Raw genomic sequence first — 19012 nt, 5'->3', positions numbered from 1 at the left:
GCGTACCCCATGTTCGTACGCCGCACGAACAACGTTAGCGGTACGGTGTACCACATGGCAACCGAGCCGATCTGGGCCGCGCCCGCCCCCGGAACCCGCAAACCGCGCTTCACCCGCGAGCAGATCGCCGCGGCCGCGCTCGCCCTCGCCGACGCCGAGGGGTTCGACGCCGTCTCCATGCGCCGGGTCGCCGCCGAGCTCGGCGCCGGGACGATGACCCTCTACCACTACGTGCGCACCAAGGACGACCTCGTCGCGCTCATGGACGACGCCGTCATGGCCGAAGGGCTGCTGCCCGCCGACGAGCTGCCCACCGAGTGGCGGGCCGCGCTCACCGCCATCGCGCACCGCACCCGCGACGTGCTGCTGCGCCACCCGTGGTCGATGCAGGCGCTGCGCGGCGCGCGGCTCGGCCCCAACGCGCTGCGGCACGCCGACCAGTCCTTCGCCGCCCTCGCGCACACCCCGCTCGACGTCGAAGCGAAGATCGCCCTGCTCGGTGCGGTCGACGACTACGTGCAGGGCAACGTGCTGCGCACCGACGACCCGCAGCACGGCGGGCTCAGCGCCGACACCGCCCGGTTCGTCCGCGAGCAGCTCGAAGGCGGCGACCTGCCGCAGCTGCGCGCCCTCGTCGGCGACGGCGACCCGAGCACCGCCTGGGCCCGGCTCACCGGCACGACCAGCGCGCGGCAGCGCTTCGCCGACGGCCTCGCCGCGCTGCTCGACGGCGCCGCCGCCCGCCACGGGATCTGACCCCTCGGCCGAACGGTCGGGAAAACCCGGGCGACCCCGGCCGTTCGGCGGAGATCATCTCGGGCGGAACGGCCGATGCCCGCACGCGGCGCGGTCCCTAGCGTGGGAACCAGTCCAGCACCGGGAACCACGCGCGGTTCCCCGCCCCAGGGAGCCCAGATGACCACCACGTTCCCCGTTCCGAGCCACCCCGTGGACGCCGACGGGGTCCGCGAGCGGGTCGACGCGGCCCTGTCCCGGTTCCTCGACGTGCAGGAGGACCGGTACCGGGGGATGACCGCCGACGAAGCGGGACGCGCCCAGTGGGCGGCGGCGATCGACACGCTGCGCACGTTCCTCGCCGGCGGCAAGCGGCTGCGGCCCGCGTTCTGCTTCTGGGGCTGGCGCGGCGCGGGCGGCGACCCGGACGACGAGGGCATCATCGCCGCGGCCGCCGCGCTGGAACTGCTGCACGCGTTCGCGCTGATCCACGACGACATCATCGACGGCAGCGACACCCGCCGCGGCGCGCCGTCGCTGCACCGCCAGCACACCGACCTGCACCAGCACCAGCGGATGCGGGGATCCTCCGAGCTGTTCGGGACCTCGGTGGCGCTGCTGCTCGGGGACCTGTGCCTGGCGTGGTTCCACGAGCTGCTCGGCGCCAGCGGACTTCCCCCGCAACGGCTCGCCGCCGTGCAGCCGCTGGTGGCGCAGTCGTTCGCCGAACTGGTGCTCGGCCAGTACCTCGACGTCACCGAGCAGGCCCTCGCCACGCACTCGGTGGAGCGGGCCTGCACGATCATCCACTACAAGACCGCGAAGTACACCGTCGAACGACCGCTGCACCTGGGTGGGCTGCTCGCCGGGGCCGACTCGGACCTGCTCGACTCCTACACGGCCTACGCGCTGCCGTTGGGCGAGGCGTACCAGCTGCGCGACGACGTGCTCGGCGCGTTCGGCGATCCCGCGGTCACCGGCAAACCCGTCGGGGACGACCTGCGCACCCGGAAGCCGACCGTGCTGCTGGCCGCCGCCCGGCGCCGCGCCGGGACCGCCGAGCTCGCCGAGCTCGACCGGGCCTTCGCCGCCGGGGACCTCGACGACGAGCGGGTGCGGCGGGTGCAGTCGATCATCGTGGAGTGCGGGGCGCTGGCCGAGGTCGAGCGCCTCATCGGCACCCGCGCGGCATCCGCGCACCGGGCGCTGGCGGGGATGCGGGTGCCGGAGCACGTCCGAAGCACGCTCACCGAACTGCTCACCGCCGCCACCGACCGGAACCGGTGAACCCGGGCGGTGCCGGAGCGCTGCGCCGGTTCCGAACGCCGCACCGGTCCCGAGGAGCGCTGCGCCGATCCCGAGGAGCGCTGCGCCGGTCCCGAGCACTGCGGCGGCCGCGAGACCGGCCGCTGAGCGCTACGCCAGCGGAGTCCCGATGCGCAGCCGGTTGCCGTCCGGGTCGCGCAGTTCGACCTCCCGCGCCCACGGCGTCGTCTCCGGCCGCATGCCGAACTCGGCGGCGATCGCGTCCACGTCCTCCATCCGCAGGTAGATGAGCGAGCCGGGGCGGGCGTCGGCCTCGTGCTCGGACAGGAACAGGCGCACCTGCCCGCGCACCACCTCCACGAACGCGGGCAGGTGCGGCTCGAACCGGTGCTCCCACTGCGGGGTGAAACCCAGCAGGCGGTACCACTTCACGGCCACGTCGGCGGCCTCCACGCGCAGCACCGGGATGACGTCCTCGTCCATCGCCCCAGCATCGCACCGCTCCGGCCGGGCCGCGGTGGTCGCGGACGGCGGCGGACCGGCGGACGCGGGAGGCCGGTGGTCGCGGGGCGGGCGGAGCGGTTCCGCCCCGGCCACTACGCGGCGGCGGTCCGGCCGGCGGCAGGCCGGAGGGTGCGGGACCAGCTCCACTCCCCCGGTTCGGGGACGCCCACCAGCTTGAGGCCCGCCGCGCGCAGGGTGCGGGCGATCGCGGTGTCGTCCACGCGGGTGTGCGCCCACACCGCGGTCGTCCCGTCGGCCTCGGCTTGCGCGACGAGTTCCGCGGCGAGCCGGGTGCCGATGCCGCCGCGCTGCCGGTCGTCGCGCACCAGCAGCGCGAGCTCCGCGGTCGTGCCGTCGCGCATCAGGTTCCCCATCGCCACGACCTGCCCGTCGGCGTCCAGCACCAGCAGCGAGCGGCCCAGCGCCGGGGTCAGCAACCGCAGCAGGCCGCGTTCCCCACCGGCCGGGCCGGGGCTGGAGTAGCGGCGGTAGCGGGTGGCCGCCGAGCAGCGGGCGTGGAACTCGGCGACGAGCTCCAGGTCGGCGCGGTCGGCGGCGCGCAGGGTCAGCGCCTCCCCTCCGGTGGTGACGAGCTCCCGCACGTCGGGGCGCAGCCGCTCCCGGCAGGTCGCAGCCAGGTCCACCATCGCCCGCGCCCGCGCGAACTCGGCCGGGGTGAACGCCGCGCCCGCCCGTTCCAGCACCAGCGCGCCACCACCGGGGGCGGTCAGCCGCAGCCACCGGCCGTCGGCGCCATCGGGTCCGGTCGCCTCCTCCCAGCGCACCTCGACCGAGCCGAGGGTGCCGCGCAGCGCCCGCACCAGGTCGCCGCGCCCGCGCACCAGGTCGGCGGCGAGGTGCAGCGTCCGGGTCGGCACGTCGTCGAGCTCCCGCACGTCCGCGGGGCGAGCGGTGACCTCGCGCCCGCCCGCGTCGACCACGGCCCGCACCAGGTCCGCTTCCCCCGCGGAGGTGGGGACGTGCACCAGCACCTCGTCCACCGCGCCGCCGGTGACCGGGTGCACGTGCACGGTGCGGATGTCGCCGCCGAGACCGGCGAGCCCGGCGGCGATCCCGGCGAGGCGGCCCGGGTCGTCGGTCACCGAGGCGCGCAGCCGCCACAGCGCGCGGGGTTCGGCGAGCTCACCGAGGTCCGGTTCCGCCACGACCTCCGCGGCGGGGGCCGGGCGCCGCACCCGGGCGCACCGCACCGCGGCACCCGCCGCGAGCAGCGCGCCGAACGCGAGGAGCAGCACCGACGCCGTGGTCGGCGCCCCGGTGGCGAGCAGGTGGGCGGTGCCCGCCGCCGCGCACAGCAGGGCGAGCTCGACGACGTCGCGCGTCCAGCCGCCCCGGGTCGGGGCCGCTGCCGGAGTTCCGCGGTGCTGGGTCATGCCCCGACCCTGCCCGCGGGATGTTTCCCCCGGCCCGCGGCGGCGTGACGACGCCGTTAACCCGAACAGCCCTGGCGGGAACCCGGCACGTCGATAAGGTCACGCCATGACGACTGGGAGCGCGTCCGCGCACCGGGTTGCCGTGCTGCCGACCACCGGCACCGCGCCCTTCGAGCTGGGCGTGATCTCGGCGGTGTTCGGGCACTACCTGCCGGACCTGATCCCCCGCCACTACGACCTCGCGGTGTGCGCGGAGGGGTCCGCCGCCGTGCCGCTCGCGGGCGGGGCGGTGATGAGCACCCCGCACGGGCTCGCCGAACTCGCCACCGCGGACACGGTGATCGTCACCAGCCGGGCCGCCCCGCACGAGCCGCCGTCCGCGGAGCTCGTCGCGGCGCTGCGCGAAGCCGGGGCGCGCGGCGCGCGGCTGGTGTCCACCTGCACCGGCGCGTTCGCCCTCGCCGCCGCCGGGGTGCTCGACGAGCGCCGGGCCACCACGCACTGGCGCTACGCCGACCTGCTGCGCACCCGGTACTCGCGGGTCGAGGTCGACCCGGCGCCGCTGTACATCGACGAAGGCGACGTGCTGACCGGCGCGGGCAGCGCGGCGAGCCTGGACCTGTGCCTGCACCTGGTGCGCAAGGACCTCGGTCCGGCGCTGGCGAACACGGTGGCGCGCCGGCTGGTGATCCCGCCGCACCGCGAAGGCGGGCAGGCCCAGTACGTGGAGACGCCGGTCGCCGGATCGTCCGAGGACGACGGGGTGGCGCGCAGCATGGAGTGGGCGCTGGCGCACCTCGCCGAACCGCTGACCGTCGAGGTGCTGGCCGGTGCCGCGCACATGTCCGAGCGCAGCTACCTGCGCCACTTCGCCCGCGCGACGGGAAGTTCGCCGATGCGCTGGCTGGCGGCGCAGCGGATCGGGGCGAGCCTGGCGCTGCTGGAGAAGACGAAGGACCCGGTGGACGAGGTCGCCGAGGCGGTCGGGTTCGAGTCGGTCGTGACCTACCGGTACCACTTCAGCCGCATCATGCGGACCTCGCCGACGGCCTACCGCAGGTTGTTCCACCGCGCGCCCGCCGCGGCTCCGGCCGGCGCGCTCGCGCCCCGGACCGGATAGGCCCGGGACGCGCCCGCGATCAGTCCGCCTGCTGCAGGAAGGCGAACAGCGCCGCGGCGAGTTCCGCCGGGGCGTCCTCCTGCACCAGGTGGCCGGCGCCGGGGATCAGCCGCAGCTCCGAGCCGGGGATCAGGCCGGCGAGCTCGTGCGCCTTGCCCACCGGGATCCAGGTGTCCTCGGCGCCCCAGCACACCAGCGTCGGCATCCGCAGCCGGTCGTAGCAACCCTGCACCTCGTCGGTGAAGCGCTGGTCGGCCTGCGCGATCTGCCGGTAGAACGCGGGCTGCCCGTGCTCGCCGAGCCACGGTTCGGCGAGCGCGTCCACCAGCGGGTCGTCCAGCCCGCGGTGGCCGGCGGAGCGGATGTACTCGCGCACCAGCGCCCGGTGCATCGCGGGCGGCAGCTGCTCGAAGACCGGGACGTTCTCCCCGACCAGCCGGAAGAACGGCGACCCCCACGGGGCCAGCGCGACCGGGTCGACGACGGCGAGCCGCTCGTACTCGGCGCCGTGCAGCAGGTGCGCGCGCAGCGCGACGGCGCCGCCGAAGTCGTGCGCGACGACCGCGGGCCGCTCCAGCCCCCAGTGCTCCAGCAGTTCCGCGAAGACCCGGCCCTGCGCGGCGAGCGACACGTCCTGCCCGTCGCACTTCTCCGACGTCCCGTACCCCGGCATGTCCCAGACGTGCACCCGGTAGTGGGGGGCGAGCGCTCTGGCGACGCCCCGCCAGACGAAGGAGGAGAAGGGCGTGCCGTGCAGCAGCACGACCGGTTCCGCCCCCTCCTCGCCCAGCACGTCCCAGCGGACGTCACCGGCGCTGCTGCGGTGGACTCGACCGAGTTCCCACTCCTGCACGGAGGCTCCCTCTCGATTCGTCTTGATCGACTCAGCTTCGATCGGAGGGCCGCGCGCGAGCGGGAACCCCGGATCACGGCAGCGCCATCGCCGCGGTGCGCGTCGCCCCGTCGCCGGGGTCGATCAGCAGCAGCGACCCGGTCGCCCGCGAAGCCGCGTAGGCCGTCGACGGGCACGGGTTCCGCGGTGCGCAGCACGATCCCGCCGATGTCGTTCATCTCCACGCGGACCATTCCGCGAGCCGTCCGGATCAGCGGGCCATGCTCAGCCCGCCACCGACCGGGCGGCGCACCCGGGGGCGGACGACGAGGCGCGGACGGCGGTCGCGCACCACCAGCGGCGCGGGCTGCGGCGCCGGGGTCGCGCCGTGCTCGATGGCGTGCGCGGCGTCGACACCGCAGGCGACGTCGCGGGCGATGTTGCAGCAGGCGAGGAGGAAAGCGCGCATGACGGGCTCCTTGTCGAGTCCTGATCGGTGGGTTGCCACCAGCATGCTGCGCGGCACCCGCCGGTTCGAGTGGCGGTAGCGCCACATCTCGACAAGATTCCGCCACAGGCCGTGCCGCCCGCGCGGACGGCGGCGGCATCGGCGGGCAGAATCGGCGCCGGGCGGGCTCGACCGCCCCTCCGACGATCCGCGACATGTTGGGATGCAGCGATGACGACCGTGGCCTTCCTCGGAACCGGCACGATGGGCGCACCGATGGCGCGCAACCTGCTCGCGCACGGCTTCGCGGTGCGCGCGTGGAACCGCACCCGCGCCCGCGCGGACGAGCTCGCCGCCGAGGGCGCCACCGTCACCGACACCCCCGCCGAAGCGGCCGACGGCGCGGACCTGCTGGTGACGATGCTGCTGGACGCGGACGCCACCGTGGAGGCGGGCGGTGCCGCCGCGGCCGCGCTCCCGGCCGGGACGCCGTGGGTGCAGATGGCCACGATCGGCCTGGAGGGGCTGGCGAAGGTCGCCGCCGTCGCGGGCGGCACGACGCTCGTGGACGCGCCGGTGCTCGGCACCCGCGCCCCCGCCGAGCAGGGCACGCTGACCGTGCTCGCCGCGGCCCCCGAAGAGGTGCGGGACCGGGTGCGGCCGGTGTTCGACGCGGTCGGCGGACGCACCCTGTGGCTGGGCACCGACGCGGTGCGCGGCGACGGGACGCGGGTGAAGCTCGCGGCCAACAACTGGGTGCTGTCGCTGACGAACGCGGTCGGCGAGTCGATCGCGCTCGCCGAGGCGCTGGGCGTGGACCCGCACCGGTTCCTGGAGGCCATCGAGGGCGGCGCGGTCGATTCGCCCTACGCGCACCTGAAGGGTTCCGCCATCCTCGACGGTGATTTCACCCCGGCGTTCACAGTGGACGGTGCCCGCAAGGACGCCGGGCTGATCGCCGAAGCCGCGGGCGAACTCCGCCTGGACGTCGCCGAAGCGGTCCGCGCCCGCTTCACCCGCGCCGCCGAGGCCGGGCACGGTTCCCAGGACATGGCCGCCGCCTACTACGCGTCCTTCCGCGGCTGACGGCCGAACGGCCCGCTCGCCCGGGAACCGGGTCGAACGGGCCGTTCGTCGTGCGGGAGAACGGGTTTCAGCGCCTCGCGACGTGCCCGAACTGGGCCGCGCAGCGATCCAGCTCCTCGTCGTCCAGCAACCGCGGCCGCCCGGCCTGCTGCGCGGTGAGCCACAACCGGCACAGCCACTCCAGCTGCCGGGCCCGGTTGTAGGCAGCAGCCGGCGTCGAGCCGATCGCGACCGTCCCGTGGTTGCGCAGCACGCACGCCCCGCGCCCTTCCAGCGCGGCCGACATGTTCGCGGCCAGCCGGTCGGTGCCGAACGTCGCGTACTCGGCGACGCGCACCGCCCCGCCCATCTCGGCGAGCTGGTAGTGCACCGCGGGCACGTCGTCGCGCAGCAGCGACAACGCGGTGGCGTGCAACGAGTGCGTGTGCACCACCGCGTCGGCGCCGTGATCGGCGTAGGCGGTCAGGTGCATGGGCAGCTCGGAGCTCGGAGCCCGTTCGCCGTCCACGACCGCACCGTCCAGCCGCACCACCGGGACGTCGGCGACGGTCAGCACGTCGTAGTCCACTCCGGACGGTGTCACCGCGACCAGCTCACCGCTGCGCAGCGACACGTTGCCCGAGGTACCCACGACCAGACCGTCGTCGACCATCTTCCGCGCGATGCGGATGACCTCCGCGCGCTCCGCTTCGAGGACAGGGCTCAACACGCCGTCCCGGACTCGTACTCCCCGATGGCGGCGACCTTCTTCGCCGACGCCGAGGTCTCGTCGAAGCGCAGGTCGAGCCACTGCCCGGCCAGCAGCCGCGCCAGCTCCAGCCCGACGACGCGCTGCCCGAAGCACAGCACCTGCGCGTCGTTGCTCAGCACCGACCGCTGCACCGAGTAGCTGTCATGCGCGGTCACCGCCCGCACGCCCGGCACCTTGTTCGCACTGATCGCCACGCCGAGCCCGGTGCCGCACACCAGCAGCGCCCGGTCCGCCTCGCCCGCGGCGACCTTGCGGGCCGCGTTCACCGCCACGTGCGGGTAGTCGGTGTGCTCGTCGGACCCGACCCCGACGTCGACCACGGAGGCGACCCGCGGGTCCTGCTCCAGGTCGGCCTTGAGCACGTCCTTGTAGTCCAGCCCTGCGTCGTCGGAACCGACGACGATGCGCCAGCCGGTCGCGTTCTCGGTCATCGTCACTTCACCTCTGTCGCGTCGAGTTCCACTTCACGTCCACTGAGGACTTCCAGCGCCCTGTTCAGCGCCATCGCCAGCGAGGTCGCCCCCGGGTCGGGGGTGCCGACGCTGCGCTCGGCCAGCGGGCGCGCCCGCCCGGTCCGCGGGGTCAGCTCGGCGGTGCGCGCGGCGGCGGCCGTGGCCTCCCGGGCCGCGCGGCCCACCGCGTCGGCGGGGCCGGCACCGTCGCCGACCGCCGCCGCGAATTCGTCGACGAACGGGATCAGCGCGTCCACCAGCGTCTTGTCGCCCGCTTCGGCGCGGCCCAAGCGCTGCACCGAGTCGAGGGCGGCGCGGGCACCCGCCAGCAGGTCCTCCGCGGTGGGCTCCCGGTCGTCGGGCAGCAGGTCACCGAAGGAGCGCAGGCCCGCGCCCCACAGCGCGCCGGAGGTGCCCCCGGCCTTCGCCGCCCACTCGTCCCCGGCGGCGACCAGCACCGCGGCCGGTCCGGCGCCGTCGGCGGCGGCCACCTCCGCCGCCTCGATCGCGGCCTCGCTGCCCCGGGACATGCCGCGGCCGTGGTCGCCGTCGCCGGCCACCGCGTCGAGCCTGCCCAGCTCGTCCTCGTGCTCGTGCAGCAGGTCGCTGATCGCGCGCAGCCCCCGCACCACGAGCGCCGCGGTGTCCTGCCCGGCCTGCGGGGGCGGGGCGGTCGCCGCTTCGACGACCTCGGTCGCCTCGGCCACGACGTCGTCGTCCACATCGGACTCGACGATGCTTCCCTTGCGGTAGGCGGGGGAATCGGCCGGGGCGTGCCAGAGCCGCTCCAGCTCCGGGTCCAGCCAGGTCAGGGTGAGCGAGCACCCGGCCATGTCGAGGCTGGTGACCAGTTCACCGACCTCCGGCTCCACGACCTCCACGCCAGCCTCGGCCAGCAGCCGGGACGCGGTCTTCCACACCACGAACAGCTCTTCGTACTTGGTGGCGCCGAGCCCGTTGAGGATCGCCGCGACCCGCGGCTTCTCCCCGGTCGACTCGGGAGCTTCGGCGAGCACGCCCTCGACGAGCTCGCGCGCCAGCTCCGACGCCGAGGGCATGTCCACTTCGGACACACCCGGTTCGCCGTGGATGCCCAGCCCCAGGCCCATCCGGCCCGCGGGCACCTCGAACAGCGGCTGTCCGCTGCCCGGCAGTGTGCAGCCCGCGAAGGCCACCCCGAGGCTGCGGGTGCGGGCGTTGGCGTGCTCGGCGACCCGCACCACCTCGTCGAACGAGTAGCCCTCCTCCGCGGCGGCCGAGGCGACCTTGAACACCACGAAGTCGCCCACCACCCCGCGCCGCTTTCCCGCCTCGTCGGCCGGGGCGCTGGCCACGTCATCGGTGACCACCACGTTGTGCGCCGAGATCCCCTCCCGCCGCAGCCGCTCCACGGCCAGGCCGAAGTTCATGTTGTCCCCGGCGTAGTTGCCGAACGAGAACACCACACCGGCACCGGTGTCGGCGGCCTTCGCCACCGAGTAGGCGTCCTCGGCGGACGGCGAGGTGAAGATGTTGCCCACCACCGCGCCGTCGGCGAAACCCGGCCCCACCACGCCGCAGAACGCCGGGTAATGCCCGGATCCGCCACCGGTGACCACCGCGACCTTGCCGCGGCGAGCCCGGCGCGCCCGCACCACCCCGCCGCGCACCTCGCGCACGTAACCGGGGTTCGCGGCGACGAACCCCGCCACCGCGTCCTCGGTGAACGTCGCCGGATCGTCGTACAGACGAGTCATCGGGTCACTCCTCCCCCCGACCGCCACACCGGCCGGGCCCGCTCTATCGATTCCAGGTATGCGCGATATCCGCGCTCGTAGAACTCCGCCACCGCCGGATCCGGCTCGACCACGTGCCGGGCGGTGGCCCACTCCTCGCGATCCACCGGTTCGCCCAGCGAATCCCACGCCGTCATCGCCGCGCCCCGCGCGCCGACGCCCTCCTCCTTCGGGACGTGCAGCGGCCTGCCGAGCACGCTCGCGAAGATCCGGCTCCAGGACGCCGACCGCGCCCCGCCGCCGCAGGCCGCGACCTCACCGGTCAGCCCGGCCGCCTCCAGGTTGTGCCGCGCCGCGTAGGCCACCGCCTCGCACAGCGCCCGCACCAGGTCCGCGGGCGAGGTGTCCAGCGACAGCCCGGTGAACTGGCCGCTGGCCCGCGGCTCCACGAACGGGGCCCGCTCGCCGGAGGACGACAGGAAGGACAGCGCGGCGACCCCACCGGCACCCGGCGGGCTCGCCGCCAGCAGGCCCTCCAGGTCGGCGACGCTCGCCCCGACCATCCGCAGCCCCCAGTCCAGGTTCGCGGTGCCCACCATCGCCGGCATCACCCGCAGCACCCGGTCCGGGCTGGGCGTGGCGAGCCACATGCCCGCGGCGTCCCCGGCCGGGTCGATCGTGACCTGGTCGCCCAGCACCTGGCAGCCCAGCGTCGTGCCGATCACCAGCGCCCCGTCGCCCAGGTCGCGCGTGCCGGACCCGAAGGCGCAGGCGGGCAGGTCGAACGGGCCCGCCGACACCGGCAGGCCCGCGGGCAGGCCGAGCTGCGCGGCGCTGCGCGCGTCCAGCGCGAACAGCTCACCCGGCGGCGCCGGTTCGGCCAGCAGCCCGCGGAACTCGGCGAGGCCGCACGCCCGCAGCGCCGCCGTGCTGTAGGTGCGGGTCGGCACGTCCAAGAACGGTTGCGAAGCGTCCGAGGCGTCCACCGTGATCCGCCCGGTGAGCCGTTGCACTATCGCGTCCACGCAGTAGCCGGCGACCTCCGCGCGGGCCAGCCGCTCCGGCTCGTGCTCGGCCACGTGCGCCAGCAGCGGCGCCGCCGAACCCGGGAACATGCCCGAACCGGTCAGGGCGTGCACCTCGCGCAGCACGCCCCGCGCTTCCCAGCGGTCCAGCACCGGCGCCGCCCGCGCGTCCAACCAGGACAGTCCCGGCCCGACCTGCCGCCCGGCCGCGTCGCGCAGCCACAACCCGTCGCCCTGCCCGGTGATCGCCAGCGCTTGCACCGGGACGTCCGCTTCGGCGGCGACCGAGCGCACCACGCTGATCACCGAATCCACGACCTCGTCGAGGTCCTGCTCCACCCGCCCGCCGGGCGAGCGGTGCAGGGTGCTGCGCGTGCTGCGGGTGACTCGCGCGGAGCCGTCCCGGCCCAGCAGCGACGCCTTCGTCACCGAGGTGCCGACATCGACTCCGACGATCATGGTCGCAGGTCCTCCAGCCGCCCCAGCACCTCCGGGTTCGCCACGTGCCGCGGCCGCCTGCCCGCGAGGTAGCGCGCCGCGTCGGCGGCCACGATCGCCGCCGCGCGGTCCGCGGTCTGCCGGGTCGCCCCGGCCAGGTGCGGCGTGGTGATCACGTTGGGGGCGTCGAACAGCGGCCAGTCGCGCGGCGGCGGCTCCACGTCGTAGACGTCCAGCGCCAGTCCGCCCAGGTGCCCCGAGCGCAGCATCTCCGGCAGCGGCGCGTAGTCCAGCAACCCGCCGCGCGCCGAGTTCACCAGCACCGCGCCCTTCGGCAGCAGCGCCAGGTTCTCCGCGTTGAGCAGGTGCTCGGTCTCCGGGGTGAGCCGGGCGTGCAGGCTCACCACCGAGCTGGCGCGCAGCAGCTCGTCGAGCTCGACGAGCCGCACGCCGTCCGCGGCCACCTGCTCCGGGTCCGCGAACGGATCGGCGACCAGCACCTCCGCGCCGAACGCGGACAGCACCCGCGCCACCCTGCGCCCGATCGCGCCGTAGCCGACCAGGCCCGCGGTCGCCCCCTCCAGTTCGAGCCCCGCGTTCTCGTGGGCGTAGTAGTCGCCGCGCCAGTGGCCGCCCTTCAGCTCGGCGTCCGAGTCGACGATGCGGCGCAGCGAAGCCAGGACCAGCCCGACGGCGAACTCGGCGGCGGCGGCCGCGTTGCGGGCCGGGGTGAAGCCGACGACCACCCCGGCCTCGGTGGCGGCGGCCAAGTCGACGTTCACCGGGCCGCCGCGGGCGACGCCGACGAACCGCAGGCCGGGGCTCTTCGCCAGCACGCCGGCCGTCACCGGCGCCATCTGGGTCAGCAGGACCTCGGCGCCGCCGAGGGCGTCGAGCAGCTGCTGCTCGGTCCCGCTGGCCTCCCGCACCCCGCCGACCGGGCCGAACGGTTCCACCGGCCAGCCGGTGGCCAGGGTCCGGAAGCTCAACTCGTGCCCGGGCGCCTGCTCGGTCAGCGCGTCGACGAACAGCTGCGGGCCGACGAAGCGGTCCCCCGCGGCCAGGACCTCGGTCATTGCTGCAGACTCCTTTGTCCGATGCGATCAGCCCGCTACGGGCGTCGTCAACGATTCGAGCAGCCGGACCCGCACCTCGTCGAGGTCCGATGCCACGAAGGACGCCGCGGCCAGCGCGTCCGCGGCCGGCGGGTAGTCGGGGCTGGGGATGGCCAGCACGGTCATCCCGGCGGCCGCCGCGGCGCGCAGGCCGTTGCTGGAGTCCTCCACCGCCAGGCAGGCCACCGGGTCGACCGCCAGCCCGCGCGCTGCCGCCAGGTACACGTCCGGGCCGGGCTTGCCGCGCGGCACCTCGGCGCTGGAGACGGTGGCGGAGAAGTGCTCGACGAGCGCGTGCCGGTCGAGCACGGCGTCGATGACCCGGCGCGGCGCGGAGGAGGCCAGCGCGATGGGGGCGCGGGCCGAGACCTCCAGCACCATCCGCTCGGCGCCGGGCAGCATCGCGACCTCGTCCGCGTCGAGGGCGGCGATCATGTCGTCGACGACGATCCGCTCGACCTCGGCGACCGGTTCCGGGCCGCCGGTGTGCGCGGCGAGGAACGCGGCCCACTCGGGGGCGCTCATGCCCTGCACCTGGGCGGTCTCCGCCGCGGTCCAGCCGCGGCCGCGGGCGGCCGCGAACCGCGCCCACATCCGCTCCCACAGGTGTTCGCTCTCGACCAGGACCCCGTCCATGTCGAACACGACGGCGCGGTGCACCCCCGGCGAACCGTCGGGCTGCGTCATCGGCCTACCTCCCACCCGCTCAACGTTGACGTTCAAATTAACAGTGAGATAGTTAAATGTCACCAGCGCGGTGATATGAAGTGCTCCGTTCCGGCCCCGCCGCGCTCGGGCGCGCACCTCCAGGAGGCAAGATGTCGGCCATGGCGTCCGCACCGAAGAAGCAGTCCCCCCGGCTCCTGCGCCAGCAGCGGATCATCGACCACGTCGTGCAGGGCGGCTTCGCCAGCGCAGCGGAACTCGCCACGCTCACCGGCGTCAGCCTCATGACGGTGCACCGCGACATCGACGACCTCGCCGGGCGCGGACTGCTGCGCAAGTTCCACGGCGGCGTCTCCGCACAACCGTCCACAGTGTTCGAGAGCAGCTCCGACTTCCGGCTGCACACCCACACCCGGGAGAAGGAGGCGCTGGCCGCCGCCGCGCTGCCGCTGATCAGCCCCGGCATGTCGGTGCTGCTCGACGACTCGACCACCGCGCTCGCCCTCGCCCGGCTGCTGCCCGACGTCGGACCGCTGACCGTGGTCAGCAACTACCGGCAGGTGCACGAGGTGCTGCGCGAGGCGCCGGACGTGCGGCTGATCAGCATCGGCGGCGAGTACTCCCGCACCCACGACTCCTACATCGGCCTGCCCTGCCAGGAGATGATCAGCGGGCTGTCGGTGGACCTGATGTTCCTGTCCACCTCGGCGATGAACGCGCAGATGACCTTCCACCAGGAGCAGGAGATCGTGCTGGTGAAGCGCGCGATGATCCGCTGCGCGACGACCCGGGTGCTCATGATGGACGCCAGCAAGGTCGGGCGCGCCGCGCTGCACCGGCTGGCCCCGGTCGCCGACTTCGACCACGCGCTGCTGGCCGGAGAGCTCGACGCCGCGCTCGTCGACTCCATGCGGGAGCACTCCGAGGTGCGGCTGGTCCCGGTCGGCTGACCACCCCGGCGGGCATCACACGCTCCCTGGTCAGTTTAACACCAGAGCTGATAACACCGGTGCTGCCGACCTGGGCTACACCGCGCCGCACTCCCCCGCCCGCGACCCGGCGACCGAGTTCGGCCGCCCCTCGTCCACCGGCGCCGACGCGTCCCCCCGGCACCGCACCCCGCCACCGAGCGACGGCCCCGCCACCACCGGCGCCGCGCCGTCGACCAGCACCACCGACGCGCCCACCTCGGTCCCGTCCAGCCGCACCGGACCGGTCGCGCCGCGCACCCGCACCGAACCGCCGATCCGGCCGCCGGACACCCACACCGAACCCGGCGAGTCCGCCAGCACCGAACCCCCGACGGTCGAATCCAGCACCAGCAGCGACGCCCCGGGCTCGACCCGCACCGAACCGCGCACCTCCGCGCCCCGCAGGCAGGTCACGCCCTCCGGCACCACCAGCTCGTCGTGCCGCCCCGTCACCGCGGAACCGCACGCCGCCACCGGCAGCACCACCTCCACCGGAGCACCGCCCTGGTGCACGTCCACCTGGCCACCGCCGGAACGCGCCCGCTGGTAGGTCAGCCGCAGCGCCTCCACCCCGCGCGGCGTCCCGCGCAGCACCGCGCCGTCGGCGGCAGCCACCACCTCCAGCGCGCTGCCCGGATCCAGCCGCGGCAGCACCCGGTTCAGCGGATTCCCCAACGGCATCGGCGAACCCGACGCGGTGCTGACCCGCCAGCCGACCTCCCCCTCGCCGTCGCGCACCTCCACCACCGGCCGGTCCGCGCGCACCGCGTACGGCGCCACCCCGGACGGCACCGGCCGGTCCTCGGTGGTCCCGTCGATGCGCAGCTCGTCCCGGTCCGGGTCGATGCGCAGCCGCGAGGTGTAGAGCCTGCGGTCGACCTCCGCCGACGGCCGCCCGTGGTGCACGTAGTACAGCTCGGTCGAATCCGGCGACGCGATCACGCTGCCGTGCCCGGTCGAGTACAACCCCTGCCCCGCGTCCTGCGCGAGCACCGGGTTCGCCGGGCTCTTGCGCCACGGCCCCAGCGGATCGTCCGCCACCGCGTAACCGACCCCGTAGAACGAGTTCGCGAAGTTGTTCGCCGAGTACGTCAGGAAGTACCGCGCCCGACCGTCCCGGGCCGTCGCGCGCACCACCGTCGACCCCTCCGACCACCGCCGGTCCTTCTCCGCGCCACCGGTCTCCGCGTAGTCGTCTACGTGCGCGTTCTCCCACTGCTGCGGGTCGGAGGCGTAATCGATGATCGGGACGTAGCCGTCCTTGCGCACCCCCGGCGGATCGGCCGGATCCCGGTTGGCGTCGACGTGCTCCGGCGCGATCCGCGGCATCGTGGCTCCCGCCGGGTCGTCCCACCACTCCGAGGTCAGCTCCACCGCGAGGACGTTCGACTCCTCCACGTACTTGCCGAGGCCGTGGTCCCACACCCAGTTCCGGTAGGCGTTGCGGGAGAAGTACAGGACGATCCGCCCGTCGTCGAAGAACACGTTCGGATCGATGAACGGGATGTAGGTGCCCAGCGGCGCCGTCATCCCCTCCTCCAACGTCTCCGGCGGCTTCTTCTGCTCGGGGTCCATCAGCAGGTTCACGTCGTGGTAGTCCGGGTCGTACGGGTGGTAGTCGATCGGACCCGGTTCGATGTTGCGGAACGGCCCGGCGGGCGAATCCGACACCGCCACCCCGACCTTGCTCGGTTCCTCGAAGTCCGCGTACCCGAACTGCTCGGCGATCCCGTCCCGCAACCGCGCCGAGTAGAACAGGAAGTACCGGCCCGTCGCCGGGTTGTGGTAGACCTCCGGCGCCCAGAACCAGTCCCGGCCCCACTGCGTCCCGTCGCCCATGTCCAGCGCCCCGCCCGGAATCCGCTGCCACGTCACGAGATCCGGCGAGCGGTAGATCGCGAACGCGTACCCCGGGTCGGCGCCGTCGGTGGAGTAGGCGAAGTAGTCGCCGCTGCCCGGATCGCGCAGCACGAACGGATCGGCCGCAGGCAACGCCGCATCGTTGAAGTAGGTCGCGTCGCTCACCGGGCGCGGCTGGGCGACCGCGCCGTGCGCTGCCGACGCCAGCAGGATCGGCAACGCGAACAGGACCCCGCGCACTCGCGACCACCTGACCGACACTCGGTCCTCCTCGTCACGCACCGAACCCAGCCGGGCACCAGCGGTGACACTTCCCCTGATCAACACGAGTTGTCAAGGGCCGACACGCCCGCACCACCTGGCTGCCGAGCACGCCCCGAAAGCTGGCAAAGTGCAGGTATGCCCACCGTTCCCTCGTTCCCCCGCCACAGCGCGCGCACCCAGGGCTTCACCCTCGGCGTGCCGCGCACGTTCACCATCACCCCCGATGGCCGGACCGTGCTGTTCCTGCGTTCCGCCAGCGGAACCGACCGCAGCAACGCCCTGTGGCGCTGGGACGTCACGACCGGCGCCGAGACCCAGGTCGCCGACCCGGGCGCGCTGCTGGTCGACGACGAGGTCTCCGACGAGGAGCAGGCCCGGCGGGAGCGGTCCCGGGAACGCGCCACCGGCATCACCGGCTACGCCACCGACGCCACCGGCACCCACCTCGCGTTCACCCTCTCCGGCAAGCTCTTCCACGCCGACCTCGGCACCGGCGCCGTCCAGCAGCTGCCCGCGCGCGAACCCGCCGCCGACCCGCGACCCGACCCGCACGGGCGCTGGATCGCCTACCTCTCCGGCGGCGCGCTGCGGCTGATCGGTACCGACGGCAGCGGGGACCGGGCGCTCGCCGAACCCGGCAACGCCACCACCACCTGGGGCGCCGCCGAATTCATCGCCGCCGAGGAGATGGCCCGCTACCGCGGCTACTGGTGGTCGCCCGAAGGCACCGCCGTGCTCGCCGCCCACGTCGACGAAGAACCCGTTCAGCACTGGTACCTCGCCGACCCCGCCGACCCGGCGAGACCACCGCGCGAACTGCGCTACCCCGCCGCGGGCACCGCGAACGCCGAGGTCGGGCTCGCCGTGCTCGGCGTCGACACCGCACCCGTCGAAGTCCGGTGGGACCGCGGCAGCCACCCCTACCTGGTCACCGCGCACTGGACGCACCACGGTCCGCCGCTGATCGCGGTGCAGAGCCGGGACCAGCGCGAACAGCTGGTGCTCGCCGTCGACCCCGCCACCGGCGGCACCCGCGAAGTGCACCGCGACACCGACGAGCACTGGATCGAGATCAAGCCCGGCTGGCCCGCCTGGCACCCCGGCGGCGACCTGGTGCGCATCGGCGTCGACGGCGACAGCTACCGGCTGTTCGTCGGCGACGCCCCGTGGACCCCCGAGGGCCTGCAGGTGCGTTCCATCGTCGACATCGGCGAGGACGTGCTCATCACCGCCTCCGCCGACGACCCCGCCGAGATCCACCTCTACCGGTGCGACGCCGACGGCGCCGAACGCCTCAGCACCGAACCCGGCGTGCACGGCGCCACCCGCGCCGGCGGCACCCTGCTGCACGCGCACTCCGGACTCGACTCCCAGCACACCCGGTTCCAGGTCACCGACGGCCACCGCGCCCTCGGCGAGATCTCCTCCCACCCGGAGGACCCGTCGATCGTGCCGAACGTGCGGCTGCTGCGGCTCGGCGAACGCCGGTTGCGCACCGCGCTGCTGCTCCCCCGCGACCACACCCCCGACGACGGCCCGCTGCCGGTGCTGCTCGACCCCTACGGCGGCCCGCAGGCGCAGCGCGTCCTCGCCCGGCGCCAGGGCTTCCTCACCTCGCAGTGGTTCGCCGACCAGGGGTACGCGGTGGTCGTCGTCGACGGCCGCGGCATGACCGGCCGCGGCCCGTCCTGGGACCGCGCGATCAGCGGCGACCTCGCCGAGCCACCGCTGCAGGACCAGGTGGACGCGCTGCACGCGCTCGCCGAGCAGCACCCCGAGATCGACCTGGGCCGCGTCGCGATCCGCGGCTGGTCCTTCGGCGGCTACCTCGCCGCGCTCGCGGTGCTCCGCCGCCCCGACGTGTTCCACGCCGCCATCGCCGGCGCACCCGTCACCGACTGGCGGTTGTACGACACCCACTACACCGAGCGGTACCTCGGCGACCCGGCGCGCAACCCGGAGGCCTACGCGGCGAGCTCGCTCGCCGACGACGCCGCCGGCCTGCGCAGGCCCCTGCTGCTGCTGCACGGCACCGTCGACGACAACGTGTTCCCCGCGCACTCGCTGCGGCTGTCCGCGGCGCTGCAGGCAGCGGCCCGACCGCACACCATGCTGTCGCTGCCCGGCGTCAGCCACATGCCGACCGACGAGACCACCTCGGAGAACCTGCTGCTCATCCAGGTCGAATTCCTCCGCGCCGCTCTCGGCGGAGATCGCCGCGCCCAACCCTGACCCCGAACCGGTCGTCCGGAAAGGGGGGGGGGGGGGGGGGGGGCCCCGGGCCCGGGGGGGGGGGGGCAAAAAAATGTGAGGGGGGGGGGGGGGGGGGCGGGCCGCGGGTTGGTGTGTGGGGGGGGGGGGGGGGGGGCC

17 protein-coding genes are annotated in these 19012 nt (G+C 74.5%); 6 read left to right on the top strand and 11 right to left on the bottom strand.

Annotated elements, in window-relative coordinates:
* Positions 1 to 54: 54 nt before the first annotated feature.
* Together LCD31_RS12580 and LCD31_RS12575 are read left to right on the top strand one after the other, a co-directional pair.
* The gene (locus tag LCD31_RS12580) at positions 55 to 756 is read left to right on the top strand and encodes a TetR/AcrR family transcriptional regulator (RefSeq protein ID WP_224958206.1); all 702 of its coding nucleotides are present in this window, start codon (positions 55 to 57) and stop codon (positions 754 to 756) included.
* Between the two features lie 159 nt (positions 757 to 915).
* On the top strand, positions 916 to 2022 hold the full coding sequence (locus LCD31_RS12575; RefSeq protein ID WP_224958204.1) for a polyprenyl synthetase family protein: 1107 nt from the start codon (positions 916 to 918) through the stop codon (positions 2020 to 2022).
* 129 nt (positions 2023 to 2151) lie between these two features.
* Here LCD31_RS12575 and LCD31_RS12570 read toward each other — a convergent pair whose 3' ends face one another.
* Positions 2152 to 2484 (bottom strand): glyoxalase superfamily protein, encoded by a 333-nt coding sequence (locus LCD31_RS12570; RefSeq protein ID WP_224958202.1) that lies wholly within the window; start codon positions 2482 to 2484, stop codon positions 2152 to 2154.
* 113 nt (positions 2485 to 2597) lie between these two features.
* Positions 2598 to 3899, bottom strand: coding sequence for a GNAT family N-acetyltransferase (locus LCD31_RS12565; RefSeq protein WP_224958200.1), 1302 nt, complete (start codon positions 3897 to 3899; stop codon positions 2598 to 2600).
* Between the two features lie 106 nt (positions 3900 to 4005).
* On the opposite strand from LCD31_RS12565, the gene LCD31_RS12560 reads away from it, so the two are divergent.
* Positions 4006 to 5019 (top strand): helix-turn-helix domain-containing protein, encoded by a 1014-nt coding sequence (locus LCD31_RS12560; RefSeq protein WP_224958199.1) that lies wholly within the window; start codon positions 4006 to 4008, stop codon positions 5017 to 5019.
* A gap of 19 nt (positions 5020 to 5038) precedes the next feature.
* On the opposite strand, the gene LCD31_RS12555 is transcribed toward LCD31_RS12560, so the two are convergent.
* Entirely contained in the window at positions 5039 to 5872 is an 834-nt protein-coding gene (locus LCD31_RS12555) for an alpha/beta fold hydrolase (protein ID WP_224958196.1), read from the bottom strand.
* A gap of 250 nt (positions 5873 to 6122) precedes the next feature.
* Positions 6123 to 6320, bottom strand: coding sequence for a hypothetical protein (locus LCD31_RS12550; RefSeq protein ID WP_224958195.1), 198 nt, complete (start codon positions 6318 to 6320; stop codon positions 6123 to 6125).
* Between the two features lie 210 nt (positions 6321 to 6530).
* Between LCD31_RS12550 and LCD31_RS12545 the strand changes: the two genes are divergently transcribed.
* Entirely contained in the window at positions 6531 to 7385 is an 855-nt protein-coding gene (locus LCD31_RS12545) for an NAD(P)-dependent oxidoreductase (RefSeq protein ID WP_224958194.1), read from the top strand.
* Positions 7386 to 7452: 67 nt separating this feature from the next.
* On the opposite strand, the gene LCD31_RS12540 is transcribed toward LCD31_RS12545, so the two are convergent.
* Genes LCD31_RS12540 through LCD31_RS12515 form a run of 6 tightly spaced genes read right to left on the bottom strand, consistent with a single transcriptional unit; the run spans position 7453 to position 13568 of the window.
* A complete protein-coding gene (locus LCD31_RS12540; RefSeq protein ID WP_224958193.1) occupies positions 7453 to 8094 on the bottom strand; it encodes a class II aldolase/adducin family protein in 642 nt (213 codons plus the stop codon).
* Positions 8088 to 8567, bottom strand: a complete 480-nt coding sequence (locus LCD31_RS12535) for a ribose-5-phosphate isomerase (RefSeq protein ID WP_224958192.1) — start codon at positions 8565 to 8567, stop codon at positions 8088 to 8090. The genes LCD31_RS12540 and LCD31_RS12535 overlap by 7 nt, the downstream gene beginning before the upstream one ends.
* A gap of 2 nt (positions 8568 to 8569) precedes the next feature.
* Complete coding sequence (locus tag LCD31_RS12530) at positions 8570 to 10324, bottom strand: dihydroxyacetone kinase family protein (RefSeq protein ID WP_224958191.1); 1755 nt, start codon at positions 10322 to 10324, stop codon at positions 8570 to 8572.
* On the bottom strand, positions 10321 to 11787 hold the full coding sequence (locus LCD31_RS12525) for an FGGY-family carbohydrate kinase (protein WP_224958190.1): 1467 nt from the start codon (positions 11785 to 11787) through the stop codon (positions 10321 to 10323). Before LCD31_RS12525 ends, LCD31_RS12530 begins: the two co-directional genes overlap by 4 nt.
* Complete coding sequence (locus tag LCD31_RS12520; protein WP_224958189.1) at positions 11784 to 12842, bottom strand: NAD(P)-dependent oxidoreductase; 1059 nt, start codon at positions 12840 to 12842, stop codon at positions 11784 to 11786. Before LCD31_RS12520 ends, LCD31_RS12525 begins: the two co-directional genes overlap by 4 nt.
* 27 nt (positions 12843 to 12869) lie before the next feature.
* Positions 12870 to 13568, bottom strand: coding sequence for an HAD family phosphatase (locus LCD31_RS12515; RefSeq protein ID WP_224958188.1), 699 nt, complete (start codon positions 13566 to 13568; stop codon positions 12870 to 12872).
* 140 nt (positions 13569 to 13708) lie between these two features.
* On the opposite strand from LCD31_RS12515, the gene LCD31_RS12510 reads away from it, so the two are divergent.
* Positions 13709 to 14497 carry a DeoR/GlpR family DNA-binding transcription regulator gene (locus LCD31_RS12510; RefSeq protein ID WP_224958185.1) on the top strand — a complete coding sequence of 263 codons (789 nt, stop codon included), beginning with the start codon at positions 13709 to 13711 and terminating at the stop codon, positions 14495 to 14497.
* Positions 14498 to 14572: 75 nt separating this feature from the next.
* On the opposite strand, the gene LCD31_RS12505 is transcribed toward LCD31_RS12510, so the two are convergent.
* Positions 14573 to 16639 carry a glycoside hydrolase family 43 protein gene (locus tag LCD31_RS12505; protein ID WP_224958183.1) on the bottom strand — a complete coding sequence of 689 codons (2067 nt, stop codon included), beginning with the start codon at positions 16637 to 16639 and terminating at the stop codon, positions 14573 to 14575.
* Positions 16640 to 16777: 138 nt separating this feature from the next.
* Here LCD31_RS12505 and LCD31_RS12500 point away from each other — a divergent pair, with 138 nt between their 5' ends.
* Positions 16778 to 18874: a prolyl oligopeptidase family serine peptidase gene (locus LCD31_RS12500; RefSeq protein ID WP_224958181.1), complete on the top strand. Its 2097-nt coding sequence runs from the start codon at positions 16778 to 16780 to the stop codon at positions 18872 to 18874.
* The last annotated feature ends 138 nt before the right edge of the window (positions 18875 to 19012 follow it).

It is taken from the genome of Saccharopolyspora sp. 6M, assembly GCF_020176775.1.
In the GTDB taxonomy this organism is placed as follows: domain Bacteria; phylum Actinomycetota; class Actinomycetes; order Mycobacteriales; family Pseudonocardiaceae; genus Saccharopolyspora_C; species Saccharopolyspora_C gregorii.
Note: the sequence above shows the minus strand (reverse complement) of the source record. Positions and strands in the feature narration are given on the sequence as shown.

Coding starts and splice junctions, on each gene's coding strand:
- LCD31_RS12530 (WP_224958191.1), bottom strand. CDS start 10,324: ATGACTCGTCTGTACGACGATCCGGCGACGTTCACCGAGGACGCGGTG.
- LCD31_RS12525 (WP_224958190.1), bottom strand. CDS start 11,787: ATGATCGTCGGAGTCGATGTCGGCACCTCGGTGACGAAGGCGTCGCTG.
- LCD31_RS12575 (WP_224958204.1), top strand. CDS start 916: ATGACCACCACGTTCCCCGTTCCGAGCCACCCCGTGGACGCCGACGGG.
- LCD31_RS12500 (WP_224958181.1), top strand. CDS start 16,778: ATGCCCACCGTTCCCTCGTTCCCCCGCCACAGCGCGCGCACCCAGGGC.
- LCD31_RS12545 (WP_224958194.1), top strand. CDS start 6,531: ATGACGACCGTGGCCTTCCTCGGAACCGGCACGATGGGCGCACCGATG.
- LCD31_RS12560 (WP_224958199.1), top strand. CDS start 4,006: ATGACGACTGGGAGCGCGTCCGCGCACCGGGTTGCCGTGCTGCCGACC.
- LCD31_RS12535 (WP_224958192.1), bottom strand. CDS start 8,567: ATGACCGAGAACGCGACCGGCTGGCGCATCGTCGTCGGTTCCGACGAC.
- LCD31_RS12510 (WP_224958185.1), top strand. CDS start 13,709: ATGGCGTCCGCACCGAAGAAGCAGTCCCCCCGGCTCCTGCGCCAGCAG.
- LCD31_RS12570 (WP_224958202.1), bottom strand. CDS start 2,484: ATGGACGAGGACGTCATCCCGGTGCTGCGCGTGGAGGCCGCCGACGTG.
- LCD31_RS12515 (WP_224958188.1), bottom strand. CDS start 13,568: ATGACGCAGCCCGACGGTTCGCCGGGGGTGCACCGCGCCGTCGTGTTC.
- LCD31_RS12565 (WP_224958200.1), bottom strand. CDS start 3,899: ATGACCCAGCACCGCGGAACTCCGGCAGCGGCCCCGACCCGGGGCGGC.
- LCD31_RS12550 (WP_224958195.1), bottom strand. CDS start 6,320: ATGCGCGCTTTCCTCCTCGCCTGCTGCAACATCGCCCGCGACGTCGCC.
- LCD31_RS12520 (WP_224958189.1), bottom strand. CDS start 12,842: ATGACCGAGGTCCTGGCCGCGGGGGACCGCTTCGTCGGCCCGCAGCTG.
- LCD31_RS12580 (WP_224958206.1), top strand. CDS start 55: ATGGCAACCGAGCCGATCTGGGCCGCGCCCGCCCCCGGAACCCGCAAA.